11 protein-coding genes are annotated in these 12,885 nt (G+C 71.0%); 5 read left to right on the plus strand and 6 right to left on the minus strand.

The window, feature by feature from the left end; translation table 11 throughout:
* Window positions 1-4 precede the first annotated feature (4 nt).
* Window positions 5-730, plus strand: coding sequence for a Mut7-C RNAse domain-containing protein (locus ACIBVL_RS39400; RefSeq protein WP_399105395.1), 726 nt, complete (start codon window positions 5-7; stop codon window positions 728-730).
* A 210-nt stretch (window positions 731-940) separates the two neighbouring features.
* Here ACIBVL_RS39400 and ACIBVL_RS39405 read toward each other — a convergent pair whose 3' ends face one another.
* On the minus strand, window positions 941-2,983 hold the full coding sequence (locus ACIBVL_RS39405; protein WP_399105397.1) for a thioredoxin domain-containing protein: 2,043 nt from the start codon (window positions 2,981-2,983) through the stop codon (window positions 941-943).
* Between the two features lie 216 nt (window positions 2,984-3,199).
* Here ACIBVL_RS39405 and ACIBVL_RS39410 point away from each other — a divergent pair, with 216 nt between their 5' ends.
* Window positions 3,200-6,406: a tetratricopeptide repeat protein gene (locus ACIBVL_RS39410; RefSeq protein ID WP_399105399.1), complete on the plus strand. Its 3,207-nt coding sequence runs from the start codon at window positions 3,200-3,202 to the stop codon at window positions 6,404-6,406.
* 91 nt (window positions 6,407-6,497) lie between these two features.
* On the opposite strand, the gene ACIBVL_RS39415 is transcribed toward ACIBVL_RS39410, so the two are convergent.
* Window positions 6,498-6,749 (minus strand): hypothetical protein, encoded by a 252-nt coding sequence (locus ACIBVL_RS39415; protein WP_399105401.1) that lies wholly within the window; start codon window positions 6,747-6,749, stop codon window positions 6,498-6,500.
* On the minus strand, window positions 6,742-7,602 hold the full coding sequence (gene mca, locus ACIBVL_RS39420; protein ID WP_399105421.1) for a mycothiol conjugate amidase Mca: 861 nt from the start codon (window positions 7,600-7,602) through the stop codon (window positions 6,742-6,744). The genes ACIBVL_RS39415 and mca overlap by 8 nt, the downstream gene beginning before the upstream one ends.
* A gap of 135 nt (window positions 7,603-7,737) precedes the next feature.
* Between mca and ACIBVL_RS39425 the strand changes: the two genes are divergently transcribed.
* Together ACIBVL_RS39425 and greA are read left to right on the plus strand one after the other, a co-directional pair.
* Window positions 7,738-8,139, plus strand: coding sequence for a DUF4307 domain-containing protein (locus tag ACIBVL_RS39425; RefSeq protein ID WP_399105403.1), 402 nt, complete (start codon window positions 7,738-7,740; stop codon window positions 8,137-8,139).
* Between the two features lie 212 nt (window positions 8,140-8,351).
* Window positions 8,352-8,852 (plus strand): transcription elongation factor GreA, encoded by a 501-nt coding sequence (greA, locus tag ACIBVL_RS39430; RefSeq protein WP_399105405.1) that lies wholly within the window; start codon window positions 8,352-8,354, stop codon window positions 8,850-8,852.
* 67 nt (window positions 8,853-8,919) lie between these two features.
* Here greA and ACIBVL_RS39435 read toward each other — a convergent pair whose 3' ends face one another.
* The 3 genes from ACIBVL_RS39435 to ilvA all read right to left on the minus strand — a co-directional run bounded on the left by ACIBVL_RS39435 (window position 8,920) and on the right by ilvA (window position 12,119).
* Window positions 8,920-9,717 (minus strand): ABC transporter permease, encoded by a 798-nt coding sequence (locus tag ACIBVL_RS39435; RefSeq protein WP_399105407.1) that lies wholly within the window; start codon window positions 9,715-9,717, stop codon window positions 8,920-8,922.
* Complete coding sequence (locus ACIBVL_RS39440) at window positions 9,714-10,706, minus strand: ATP-binding cassette domain-containing protein (protein WP_399105409.1); 993 nt, start codon at window positions 10,704-10,706, stop codon at window positions 9,714-9,716. Before ACIBVL_RS39440 ends, ACIBVL_RS39435 begins: the two co-directional genes overlap by 4 nt.
* A gap of 183 nt (window positions 10,707-10,889) precedes the next feature.
* On the minus strand, window positions 10,890-12,119 hold the full coding sequence (gene ilvA, locus ACIBVL_RS39445; RefSeq protein ID WP_399105411.1) for a threonine ammonia-lyase: 1,230 nt from the start codon (window positions 12,117-12,119) through the stop codon (window positions 10,890-10,892).
* Window positions 12,120-12,285: 166 nt separating this feature from the next.
* On the opposite strand from ilvA, the gene ACIBVL_RS39450 reads away from it, so the two are divergent.
* Window positions 12,286-12,795, plus strand: a complete 510-nt coding sequence (locus tag ACIBVL_RS39450; protein ID WP_399105413.1) for a MarR family winged helix-turn-helix transcriptional regulator — start codon at window positions 12,286-12,288, stop codon at window positions 12,793-12,795.
* The last annotated feature ends 90 nt before the right edge of the window (window positions 12,796-12,885 follow it).

Raw genomic sequence — 12,885 nt, forward strand, 5'->3', positions numbered from 1 at the left:
CCAGGTGAACGCACCCGAGATCCACGTCGAAGTGGCCCCCGAGCTGGCGGTGTTCGTCCCGCACGCCCGGCGGGCCGGCGCCCACCCCCTCAGCGTCGACGGCGTCTCCACCCTCGGCCATGTCATCGAGTCCCTCGGCGTCCCGCTGACGGAGGTCGGCACCCTCGTGGTGGACGGGCGGGAGGTCCCGGTCTCCCACATCCCCTCGAACGGCGAGTCGGTCACCGTCCGCCCGGTCACCCGCCCCCAGCAGGTCCCGGGCGCCCCTCTCCGCTTCCTCCTCGACGTCCACCTCGGCACCCTCGCCCGCCGGCTGCGCCTCCTCGGCGTGGACACGGCCTACGAGTCCACGGACATCGGCGACCCGGCCCTCGCCGCCCGCTCGGCCGCCGAACACCGGGTCATGCTCAGCCGCGACCGCGGCCTGCTCCGCCGCCGCGAACTCTGGTCCGGGGCCTTCGTCTACAGCACCAGCCCCGACGACCAGCTCCGCGACATCCTCGACCGCTTCCGCCCCGGCCTGCGGCCCTGGACCCGCTGCACCGCCTGCAACGGCCTGCTCCGCGAGGCCACCAAGGACGAGGTCGCCGCCCAGCTGGAACACGGCACCCACCGCTCGTACGACGTCTTCGCCCAGTGCGAGTCCTGCGGCCGCGCCTACTGGAAGGGCGCACACCACCAACAGCTGGAGGCCATCGTGGAGCGTGCCCTGGCCGAGTTCGCGAGCTAGGGGGTGTGTCGAAAGTCCTGTGCGGTGCCCGCGGTGTCCGGTGCGTGCTCTCGGTGTGCCGGAGGGAAGCCCTCGTACTGGACGTACTTGGGCTTTCGGCCGGTGCGGCGAGTGGGGGCGCCCCCTGGGGGGAGCGTGCCGGGCGCCGTGGGTGCTGTGCGGGACTTTCGAAACACCCCCTAGGCGTGCTGTGCAAGTCCCGCCGCGTTGTCAGGCGTTTAACCCGCTCAGCGCGGCGCTGAGCCTTTCGGGGTCGGTCGTCGGGGCGTCACAGGTGAAGTTGCGGCAGACATAGGCGGTCGGCTCACCGTTGCTCAGCGGGCGGTCGGCGAGCAGGGGGAACTCGTCGCTCCCGGTGGTGCCGTAGGCGACGACAGCGCCGGGAGCGGTGCCGAGGAGGGCCGTACGGTGCAGGGCCTTCGCGGCCGGATCGTCCGCCGTGGGTCCTACGACGGCGACCTCGCGCGGCCCGTCGAGCCGCGCCTCGGCGGCGGCCAGCCCCCAGCCGATGAACCGGGGCACCCGAGGACCCAGCGCCTTGACGGCACCGAGCGCCTTCTCCGCGGCCGTGCGGTGCGCAGCGGAGCCGGTGTGGGCGGCGTAGCCCAGCAGCGCGCCCGCGGCGGCCGACCAGCCGGAGGGAGTGGCGTTGTCGGTGGGGTCCTGAGGCCGGCGGATCAGCCGCTCGGCGTCGGCGGCCGTGTCGTACAGATCACCGGACTCGGGGTCGGCGAACCGCACCAGCACATGGTCGAGCAGGAACCCGGCGAACTCCAGCCAGACACCCTCCCCGGTCACCGAGGCCAGCGCGAGGAACCCCTCGGCGACATCGGCGTAGTCCTCCAGCACGCCCGCGTTGGTCCCGGCCCGCCCGTCCTTGCTGGTACGGCAGAGCCGGGCCTGCTCGTCGAGATGCAGCCGTACGAGGAGATCGGCGGCGCCGAGCGCGGCCTCGACGAGGTCGGGGCGGTCGAAGTAGGCGCCGGTCTCGGCGAGCGCGGCGATCGCGAGCCCGTTCCAGGCCGCGACGACCTTGTCGTCCCGGCCGGGGGCGGGGCGCCGGGCACGGGCGTCGAGGAGCCGCCGCTTGATGCCGGCGATCTTCTCCGCGTCGAAGACACTGTCCTGCTGCGGGAGTTGGAGGACCGAGGAACCCTGCTCGAAGGTGCCCTCGTCGGTGACGCCGAAGTAGTGCGCGGCGAGCCCGGCGTCGTCGGCGCCGAGGATCTCGGTGAGCTGCTGGGGCGTCCACACGTAGTAGGCACCCTCTACGTGCTTCCCGCTCCCGTCGTCGCTGTCGGCGTCGAGCGCCGAGGCGAACCCGCCCTCCGCGGTACGCAGCTCCCGCACCATGAAGTCGGCGGTCTCGAGGGCTACGCGGCGGGCGAGCTCAGAGCCGGTGGCACGCCAAAGATGCGCATAGACCCGGCACAGCAGAGCATTGTCATACAACATCTTCTCGAAATGCGGCACGGTCCAGTCACGGTCGACGGAATACCGGGCGAACCCGCCCCCGAGCTGGTCGTAGATCCCGCCCCGCGCCATGCGCTCGCACGTGTCCTGGGCCATCTGCAGGGCGCCCTCCGCGCCGGTCCGCGCATGGTGCCGCAGCAGGAACTCGATCACCATGGACGGCGGGAACTTCGGCGCCCCGCCGAACCCACCGCGCTGCGGGTCGTACTCGCGGGTCAGCCCGAGCAGGGCCTGCGACAGCTCCTGCTCCCCCGGCGCCCGGCCGTCCCCGAAGGAGATCTCCCGCTCGGCCAGGTCCCGCACGATCTTCCCGGCCACCTCGGCGACCTCCTCCCGCCGGTCGGCCCAGGCCTGCCGCACCCCTTCCAGCACCTGCCGGAACGAGGGCATGCCCTGCCGGGGGACGGGCGGGAAGTACGTACCGAAGTAGAAGGGCTCGGCATCCGGCGTCAGGAACACCGTCATCGGCCAGCCGCCCTGCCCGGTGGCGGCCTGGACGGCCTCCATGTAGACGGCGTCCACGTCCGGGCGCTCCTCCCGGTCGACCTTGACGCTCACGAAGTGCGCGTTGAGATCGTCGGCGGTCTCCTGGTCCTCGAAGGACTCGTGCGCCATGACATGGCACCAGTGACAGCTGCTGTACCCGACGCTGAGCAGCACCGGGACACCCCTCCTGCGCGCCTCCTCGAAGGCCTCTTCCGACCAGGGCCACCAGTCGACGGGGTTGTCGGCGTGCTGGAGGAGGTAGGGGGATGTCTCATGGGCCAGTCGGTTCGCCATGGGGTCCATCCTGCCGCAGTACCCAGCCCGTGACGCGTCAGGCGCCCACCGGACGGTGCCCTCGCGTCCTGCGGGGCCACTGGGGCCTCTGGGGTCGCTGAGGTGAGCCTCGGATCCAGGAGGCGAGCAGGGGAACGCTCCGCACCCTCGCGCCCCGGAGCCGCCCGCCGCACACTTGACCAACCGAAAGGTGAGGCCGCTCGAGGGGGACGGGACATGCGGGACAGCCATAAAGCGGAAGCGGAGCGGTTGTTGGTGCGGGCCGTGGAGGAGGAGGTACGGCGTTCCGGTGGCCGGACCGACCGGCAGGTGCTCATGACCCGGGCGCGCGGGGCGCTGGACGCCATGGCGCGGACCGCCGCCGAGGAGTACGAGGCGTACGCCCGCGCCCTGGACGAGCGCGAGGCCGACCGGGTCAGCTTCGCGCAGCGGTACGCCCGCGAGGGCGGTGGCCGGACTCCCCTGCTGGTGGCGGGAGTCGCGGCCGTGACGGCGGCGGTCGCCGACCTGGTGCTGGGGACCGGTCCCGGTACGGCCCTGGGGGCCGGCGTGACCGTCGGCGTGGTGGGGGCCGCGGCGACCGTGGTGAAGGTGGCCGGGTCGCATCTGCCGGCCGCGCACCACCGCGCCGGCGAGGCCGGACAGCCGGGCGGCGCCGAGCAGTTGCGGTTGCAGTGGCTGGCGGCGCTGGAAGTACGGGGGATCCGGCCGTTCCTCGATCAGCAGCGGATGCTGAGCGCGACCACCGGGCCGAAGAAGGCGCCCGGGCCGCAGCTGAGGGGTGCGGACAAGAGCGCGGCGGCACGCGGACGGACCGTGCTCGAGCAGTCCTTCGGACAACTGCCCGAGCCCGTCGGGCCGTTCGCCGGGCGGCGATCCGAACTGGCGCAGATCCGGCAGTGGGTACAGGCCGCGCGCGCCAGTACCCAGACCAGACCCACGGTCGTCGTGCTGCACGGCCCGCCCGGCAGCGGCCGCAGCACACTCGCCGTGCGGGCCGCGCACGACCTGCGGGACCAGTTCCGCGGAGCATGCGTCGTCGACCTGCGCGGCAACAGCTCCGAGGGCGCCGCCGCCCTGCCCACCCGGGACGCCCTGCTGCACCTGCTGAACCGGCTCGGCGCACCGCGCGAACAGCTGCTCTTCCGTGAGCGCTCCTCCCCCGACCAGCAGGTCAAACGCCTCGCGGACCTCTACTACCAGCACCTCACCGGTCTGCCGGTCATCGTCGTCCTGGACGACGCCGCCGACCCGGAGCAGGTGCGCGCGCTCGTCCCGGAACGCTCCGACAGCCTGGTCCTGGTCACCTCCCGGACCCCCCTGGAGCTCCCCGCCGAGCTGTCCGCCTGGGTGCACGAGCTGCCGGTGCGGCCCCTGCAAGCGGCGGGCGCGGAGGAACTGCTGAGCGCGGCCGCCCAGGACACGTCGGGCCCGTACGACGCCGAATCCGCCGACCTGATACGGGAGCTGTGCGGCGGGCTACCGCTGGCGCTGCGCGTCGCCGGCTCCTCCCTCGGTCCGCGCTCACCGCGCGCGCTGGCCACGGACCTCGGGGCGTACGGCCCCGTCGAACCCGTCGAGCGCGCCCTGTGGCTGCGCTACACCGACCAGCCCGAGGGCACCCGCCGACTGCTGCGACGCCTGGCGCTCGCCGGACGTGCCTCCCTCGGCGTCGCCGCGGCCGCCGCTCTCCTGGCCACCGACCGCGGCGAGGCCGCCCGGCACCTCACGGCACTCGCGGACGCCGGCCTGGCCGACCGGGTCCGCGGCGACCGCTACCGCCTGCACGACCTCGTCCGCGCCTTCGCACAGGCCCGGCTGCTGGACGAGGAGGAGCAGGCGGAACTCACGGCGGCCCAGGAACGCCTGATCGTCAGCTACGCCGAACTCGCCGACTCCGTCCTGCGCCTCGTCGACGGCAACATGTCCACCCGCTCGGACCGCTTCACCCCGCACGGCTTCACCTCCCTCGACGAGGCGCTGCGCTGGCTGGACGACGAGTCGAGCTTCATCACCGCGACCCTGCGCAAGGCGGAGGGCGTGCACGAGACGGCCGTACTGAGCCTGCTGGGCGCGCTGTGCGACTACTGCCTGCTGCGCGGCGACCTCTACCGCCTCGGCGAGATCAGCGAGCTGGCCCAGTCCGTCGGCCAGGACCTGCTGGTGCGGTCCGTGCAGTGGCGCACCGGCATCGCGGCGCGTCAGCTGGGCGAACTGGACAAGGCACGGACGACCCTCAGCTCGGTCGTCGACCTCTACCTCCAGGCCCATCACGACGCGGGCGCGGCCCGCGCCCTGTGCTCGCTCGGCATCACCCTGCACCACCAGGGCAACCTCACGGAGGCGGCGGCGAAACTGCGCGAGGCCATGGACCTGCAGTCCCCGCCCGAGCTGGCGACGGACCGCGCCTGGACGATGCACGCGCTCGCGGCCGTGGAGCGGGACCGGGCCCGTCTCGGCGAGGCCCTGGACCTGCTGACCCGCTCCCTGGTACTGCACCGCGAGGGCGGCTCCGTGCACGGGGAAGCCTGGGCCCACTTCCAGCTGGGCCAGCTGAACCTGCGCCGCGGCGATGTCCCCGCCGCGGAGGCCGACCTGCGCCGCGCCCTCGATCTGTACGGCCGTACCCGCGACGCCCGCGGCGAGGCCTGGGCGCTGACCCAGCTGGCCCGAGCCCGCATGATCGCCGGTGATCCGTCGCCGGCCGTGCAGGGGCTGCGCGCCGCGGCGGCCCGGCACCGCAACAACGAGGACGCCCGCGGCGAGGCCTGGACCGTGTACTACCTGGGCCTCGCCCTGGAGGAGACCGGCGACCTGGACAACTCCGTCCGCGAGCTCGAACGCTCCCGCTCCCTCTTCTCCCGGATGCGCGACGTCTACGGCCTGGCCTGCGCCCGCCACCACTCGGCCCGGGTGACCCGCGACCAGCGGGCGGCCCAGACCGGCTCCCTGCGCAACTCCGGTTTCGCCCGGCAGCTCCTCGTCGACGCCCGTGCCGACTTCCAGCGCATCGGCGTCGCCCACGGCGAGGCGTGGACCTGCCTGGAACTGGCGATCGTCGAGGCGGGCAACGCCCGTACCCAGCAGGCGCTGGTTCTGTGCGACGAGGCGGCGGGACTCTTCGCCTCCTACGGCGACCGCCGCGGCGAGGACTGGGCGCGCTTCCTGCGCTGCACCCTCCTGCCGTACGGGGCACCGGGCGGGGTGGAGGTCGGCGCCGCCGTGGCCCAGGAGGAGCTGACCCAGCTGGGCCGCTCCTCCCACCCCCTCCGGGACGCCAAGCTCACCGAATGCATCGAGGCGTACGCCGTGCTGCTGGAGCGGGGCATACGTCTGGAGGCGGGCTGGCAGGCCTGGCGGCTGGGGCTCGTGCCGGGACGGCACGAGCGGGAGGTGATGGGGGTGGCGGTGAGCCAGGCGTAGCGGCGGCGATGTTCAAGCAAGGGAGGGTCAAGCAAGGGGCGGGTCAAGCAAGGGGCGGGGGCCGTACCCGTCGTACCCCCCACCCCTTGCCTCAGCCCTTCGCCGGCGAGGTCTTCCCCGTCGCACCGGAGGCGGAGGTGTCGTCCGTCTCCGGCGACTCCTTGAAGTCGACCTTGCCCATGTGCTTGTTCATGGACTTCATCAGGGCCCACACCGCCAGTGCCATCGCCGCGAAGACGATGAAGCCGAGGACGCCGGGGGTGACCTTGTTCTCGTCGACCTCCTTGGCGAGGGGGACGAGATGCGTCATTGCCAGGCTCACGCTTGCACTCATGTCAGGCATTGTCTCGGATGCCCGCAAAGAGGTCGTCCTCGGGGAGGGAGGTATCGACGAGTGACTTCGCGAGCTCGTACTCCTCCGTGGGCCAGACCTCCTTCTGGATCTCCATCGGCACCCGGAACCAGCCGCCGTCGGGGTCGATCTGCGTGGCGTGGGCGATCAGCGCCTTGTCGCGGATCTCGTAGAAGTCCGCACACGGAATGTGCGTGGTGAGCGTGCGCTCCTTCACCCCGAACTCCTCCCAGCGCTTGAGCCACTCCCCGTAGGGCGACTCCAGGCCACGGTCGAGCATCGCCTGGTGCAGCGCCATGGTGCGGGGGCGGTTGAAGCCCTGGTTGTAGTACAGCTTGCGCGGGCGGTAAGCGGGCCCGTACTCGTCCTCGGGGTACTTCTCGGTGTCGTCCGCGCCCTCGAACGCCACCATCGAGATCTTGTGGGTCATGATGTGGTCGGGGTGCGGGTACCCGCCGTTCTCGTCGTAGGTGGTGATCACCTGGGGACGGAAGGAGCGGATCTGCTTCACCAGCTCGCCGGCCGCCTTGTCGACGTCCTCCAGCGCGAAGCAGCCCTCGGGCAGCGGCGGCAGCGGGTCGCCCTCGGGCAGCCCGGAGTCGACGAAGCCGAGCCACTCCTGCCTGACGCCGAGGATCTCGCGCGCCTCGTCCATCTCCTTCTTGCGTACCTCGTGGATGTGCTCCTCGATGTACTTGTCGCCCTGAAGCTTGGGGTTGAGGATGGAACCACGCTCCCCGCCCGTGCAGGTCACGACCAGCACGTCCACCCCCTCGGACACGTACTTCGCCATGGTGGCCGCGCCCTTGCTCGACTCGTCGTCGGGGTGCGCGTGCACGGCCATCAGTCGCAGCTGGTCAGTCAAGACTCAATCCTCGGTAAGTCGGCGCCCGTGTGAACCGGCGCGATCGCAGGCTTCTATAGTGACCGAATCGGGGGGCGAATAATTCCGGGGCCCTGGCCTGCCGAGAGGACGATCATGAGTACGGCGAGCGCGCGACTGCCCGAGGGCCGTTACGGCCGTGCCTCGGACCAGCGGGCCGACCGCACCCTGAAGATCGTCGGCGCCGCGCTCGGCGGCATCCTGCTCGTGGTCGTGGGCTACTTCGGCTACCAGTATGTCGGCCAGAACAAGATCAGCGCCGAGGTGATCACCTTCAAGGCGACCTCGGACGAGGCGGTGCAGATCCACCTGGAGGTCCGCAAGGACGCCGGGGCCGACGGCTACTGCACGGTGCGCTCGCAGGCCGCCGACGGCGCCGAGGTGGGCCGGGCCGACTTCCACTTCTCCGGCTCGGACACGCGCATCGACAAGGTGGTCACCCTCCGTACGACGGCCAAGGGGACGACGGCCCAGCTACTGGGCTGCCATGCGAGCTGAGGCCGAGGACACCTACGCCCGGTCCGCCACGCCGTCCGCCGGTCGATACGCCGCAATGCGTACACGCTGACCTGCGTAGACGTAATTCTGGTGGCTTATGTCCTCCCCCTTTGCCCACGGAATTGTTAGGCTCGTGGTTTCGCCCATCCCATGAGGAACATGCTTGTGGGTAGGGCGATGCTTTGTATTCCCAGTACCGACGAGGAGCACCTGTGACCCAGACCAGCGAGTCCGTCACCTGGCTTACCCAGGAGGCGTACAACAAGCTCAGGGACGAGCTTGAGTACCTTACTGGTCCTGCGCGCACGGAGATCGCCGCCAAGATCGCGGCCGCGCGCGAGGAGGGCGACCTGCGCGAGAACGGCGGGTACCACGCGGCCAAGGAGGAGCAGGGCAAGCAGGAGCTCCGTGTGCGCCAGCTGACCCAGCTTCTCGAGAACGCCAAGGTCGGCGAGGCCCCGGCCTCCGCGGACGGTGCGGTGGCGCCCGGCATGGTCGTGACGATCGCCTTCGACGGTGACGAGGACGACACGATGACCTTCCTGCTCGCCTCGCGCGAGTACGCGAGCGCCGACATCGAGACCTACTCGCCCCAGTCCCCGCTGGGCACGGGCGTGATCGGCCACAAGGTCGGCGAGGACGCGGAGTACGAACTGCCGAACGGCAAGAAGGCCTCCGTGCGCATCCTCAAGGCCGAGCCCTACAGCGGCTGAGCCGCCATCCTTTCGTCGGCGAAGCCCCTGGCGACCCGTGCCGCCGGGGGCTTCGCCGTGTCCGGGGTCAGGCCGTCGCCGAACGGTACTTGCGGACCGCGAGCGTGCGGAAGATCAGGACGATCAGCACCGAGTAGATCAGCGAGGCCCAGACCGGGTGCTGCATGGGCCAGGCGTCGGACGGGGACTGACCGGGGTTGGCGAAGAGCACCCTGCACGCCTGGACGGTGGCACTGAAGGGGTTCCACTCCGCGATGTGGCGCAGCCAGGGCGTCATGTTGCTGGTGTCCACGAAGGCGTTGGATATGAAGGTCACCGGGAAGAGCCAGATCAGCCCGCCGGAGGTGGCCGCCTCCGGGGTGCGCACGCTCAGGCCGATCAGGGCGCCGATCCAGGTGAACGCGTAGCCGAGCAGGAGCAGCAGACCGAAGGCGGCCAGGACCCGGGCGGCGTTGGTGGAACCGTCGGATCCCACGCGCCAGCCGACCAGGAGGGCGACGACCGCGAGGACGAGCAGGGTGAGCGCGGTCTGGACGAGGTCGGCGAGGGTGCGGCCGGTGAGGACCGCGCCGCGGGCCATGGGCAGGGCACGGAAGCGGTCTATGAGGCCCTTGTGCATGTCGTCGGCGATACCCGCGCCGGCCCCCGCGGTGGCGAAGGTGACGGTCTGGGCGAAGATCCCCGCCATCAGGAAGTTCTTGTAGTCGGTGGCGCTGGTACTGCCGCCGATCTGCATGGAGCCACCGAAGACATAGGTGAACAGCACCACGAACATGATCGGCTGAATGAGCCCGAAGATCACCATTTCCGGAATCCGTGACATCCGGATCAGGTTGCGTTTTGCAACGACCAGTGAGTCGCTCATTTCACCGCTCCCTCGGCCGGCTTCCGGTCCTCCGCGTCTCCGTTCCTCGCCTCGGCCACGTGTCCTGTCAGAGAGAGGAAGACGTCGTCGAGGGTGGGGCGGCGCAGGCCTATGTCGTCCATCTCGATACCGCGTGTGTCCAGTTCCCGGATGACCTCGGCGAGGAGCTTCGCACCGCCGGTGACGGGCACGGTGAGTCTGCGGGTGTGCTCCTCGACGGTGGTGTCGCCCTTGCCGAAGCCGGCGAGTACCTCGCGGGCGGTGGGGATCTGCTCGCGTTCGTGGACCACGACCTCGATGCGCTCGCCGCCGGTGCGGGCCTTGAGCTGGTCGGAGGTGCCGCGGGCGATGACCCGGCCGTGGTCGACGACCGCGATGTCGTGCGCGAGGTGGTCGGCCTCTTCCAGGTACTGGGTGGTGAGCAGAAGGGTCGTACCGCCGGAGACGAGGCGTTTGATCACGTCCCACAGCAGTTGACGGTTGCGGGGGTCGAGGCCGGTGGTGGGCTCGTCCATGAACATCACGGGGGGCGAGACCACCAGCGCGGCGGCCAGGTCGAGCCTGCGGCGCATGCCTCCGGAGTAGGTCTTGGCCGTGCGGTCGGCGGCGTCGGTGAGGTCGAACTGCTCGAGCAGTTCGTCGGCTCGGGCCTTCGCGGGCTTTGCTTTCATCTGGTACAGCTGTCCGACCATCTGGAGGTTCTCGCGGCCGGTCAGATACTCGTCGACCGCGGCGAACTGGCCGGACAGGCCGATCGAGCGGCGCACCTCGTTGGGTTGCTTGAGCACGTCGAGGCCGGCGACCTGCGCACGGCCGCTGTCGGGGCGCAGGAGGGTGGTGAGGCAGCGGACCGCGGTGGTCTTGCCTGCGCCGTTCGGCCCGAGCAGGCCGAGGACGGTGCCCTCCGGGACGTCGAGGTCGACGCCGTCCAGAGCCCTTACGTCACCGAAGGTCTTCACCAGGCCTTCGGCATAGATGGCGCCTGGCATAAAAGTTCTCCACGTCTTCGGGGATCCTTCGAAAAGCCTAGGTTTGCGCTGTTGGGGCCGCCCGCGACGGGCGACCGCGTCCACCATAACGCGATGTATCGCGACTCACAATGGAGTTCGCTCGTTCGAGTGAGAAAGGGGCTGTGACCTGGGGTTTCGTCGATCGTATGGCGGTCCTGCGCCTCAGCCGACGATCCGGTACCCCGCCTCGCGGAGGGCCTGGCCGACCTCGGCGCAGTGCGCCGGCCCCTTCGTCTCCAGATGCAGCTCGACCTCCGCCTCGGTCAGCCCGAGACGCGGGTCGGTCCGCACATGGCTCACGTCCAAGACGTTAGCGTCGACCACTGACAACACCCCGAGCAGCGTGGCGAGCGCCCCCGGCCGGTCCGTCAGCCGCACGCTGACCGCGAGGTAGCGGCCCTGCGCGGCCATGCCGTGCCGCAGCACGCGCTGCATCAGCACCGGGTCGACGTTGCCTCCGGACAGCACCGCGACCACCGGCCCCTCGAACGCCCCGGGATCGCTCAGCAGCGCCGCGACCGGGCTCGCCCCGGCCGGTTCCACGACCAGCTTGGCCCGCTCCAGACACAGCAGCAGCGCGGTGGACAGCTCGTTCTCCGTGACCGTGCGCACCTCGTCCACCAGGTCGCCGATGATGGCGAACGGCACGTCACCGGGCCGGCCGACCTTGATCCCGTCGGCCATCGTGGCCGGACTCTCGATCGACACCGGCCGCCCGGCCGCCAGCGAGGGCGGATACGCCGCCGCCCCCTCCGCCTGCACGCCCACGATCCGCACGTCCGGCCGCAGCGCCTTCACCGCGACCGCGATGCCCGCCGCGAGACCCCCGCCGCCGATCCCGACGACGATCGTCCGCACCTCGGGGCACTGCTCCAGGATCTCCAGGCCGGCCGTGCCCTGCCCCGCGATCACGTCCGGGTGGTCGAAGGGGTGGATGAACACCGCGCCCGTCCCGGCCGCGTATTCCTGCGCGGCGGCCAGCGTCTCGTCGACCACCTGACCGTGCAGGCGAACCTCCGCGCCGTACTCCCGGGTGGCGCTGATCTTCGGGAGCGGGGCGCCCTTCGGCATGAACACCGTGGAGCGCACGCCCAGCAGCGACGAGGCCAGCGCCACGCCCTGCGCGTGGTTGCCCGCGCTCGCCGCGACGACCCCGGCGGCCCGTTCCTCGGGCAGCAGCCCGGCGATGCGGACGTACGCGCCGCGCAGCTTGAACGATCCCGTCCGCTGGAGGTTCTCGCACTTGAGGTGCACCGGCGCCCCGACGAGCTGGGACAGATGCCTGCTGCCCTCCATCGCGGTCACCCGCGCCACGCCCGAGAGCATCTTCTGGGCGCCGCGCACGTCGTCGAGGGTGACGGGCCGCAAGGAGTCAGCCGTGCCATAGCTCATGACATCAGCATCGCAGTTCACAGGCGGGAACGGCCGCTGTGACCAACCACCGAGACTGGTTTGCGCAGCGCCGGTACGGCCCGGCTTCCAGCCGCGTACTCTGTCCCCCATTCCAGCCACACCCCCTTCATGAAGTGAGCCCCCGGCCATGCCCACAACACCTGAAATGTCGATGGACATGACGACCGTCGGTGACACCGGTCTTCTCGACGCGCTGCAGCACGAGGTCGCGGTCTTCGCGCGCCGTGCCGAACAGACCCGGCTCGGCGGCGTCGGGCAGGTGCGCAACTCCATGGACCGCGCCGCGTACCTCCTGCTCAACCGCCTCGACAAGGAAGGCCCGATGGGCGTCAAGGCGCTCGCCGCGAGCATGGGGATCGACTCGTCGACCGTCACCCGGCAGGTGGCTCCGCTCGTCGACACCGGCCTGGTCAAGCGGACCTCGCACCCCGAGGACGGCCGGGCCGTGGTGCTCCAGTTGTCCCCGCGCGGGCAGTCGCGGCTGGAGGAAGTGCGGTCCTCCAGGCGGCAGTTGATGGCCGAGTTGACGGAGGAGTGGGCCCCGGAGGAGCGGGAGGCCTTCTGCACGCTCCTCACCCGCTTCAACCTCGCGCTGTCCTCCCGGATGGCCGCCCAGGGCCTGCCGGGCACGGAGCCGGCACCCGCCGCCTCCTAGCTTGATCTTTAACCTGTGCGGCGGGGTCGTGGGGTTGTTGACTTCTTGGTTCGCTGTTTCGTAGTGCCTGGTTTGCGGACGGTGTGCACG

Source organism: Streptomyces sp. NPDC049687 (assembly GCF_044465285.1).
Lineage (GTDB): Bacteria > Actinomycetota > Actinomycetes > Streptomycetales > Streptomycetaceae > Streptomyces.

Bases quoted from the DNA above. Each gene is read 5' to 3' on its own strand.
- ACIBVL_RS39435 (WP_399105407.1), bottom strand. From the start codon at position 9,717: ATGAGCGACTCACTGGTCGTTGCAAAACGCAACCTGATCCGGATGTCA.
- mca (WP_399105421.1), bottom strand. From the start codon at position 7,602: ATGGCCGTGCACGCGCACCCCGACGACGAGTCGAGCAAGGGCGCGGCC.
- ilvA (WP_399105411.1), bottom strand. From the start codon at position 12,119: ATGAGCTATGGCACGGCTGACTCCTTGCGGCCCGTCACCCTCGACGAC.
- ACIBVL_RS39405 (WP_399105397.1), bottom strand. From the start codon at position 2,983: ATGGCGAACCGACTGGCCCATGAGACATCCCCCTACCTCCTCCAGCAC.
- ACIBVL_RS39440 (WP_399105409.1), bottom strand. From the start codon at position 10,706: ATGCCAGGCGCCATCTATGCCGAAGGCCTGGTGAAGACCTTCGGTGAC.
- ACIBVL_RS39410 (WP_399105399.1), top strand. From the start codon at position 3,200: ATGCGGGACAGCCATAAAGCGGAAGCGGAGCGGTTGTTGGTGCGGGCC.
- ACIBVL_RS39450 (WP_399105413.1), top strand. From the start codon at position 12,286: ATGTCGATGGACATGACGACCGTCGGTGACACCGGTCTTCTCGACGCG.
- ACIBVL_RS39415 (WP_399105401.1), bottom strand. From the start codon at position 6,749: ATGCCTGACATGAGTGCAAGCGTGAGCCTGGCAATGACGCATCTCGTC.
- ACIBVL_RS39425 (WP_399105403.1), top strand. From the start codon at position 7,738: ATGAGTACGGCGAGCGCGCGACTGCCCGAGGGCCGTTACGGCCGTGCC.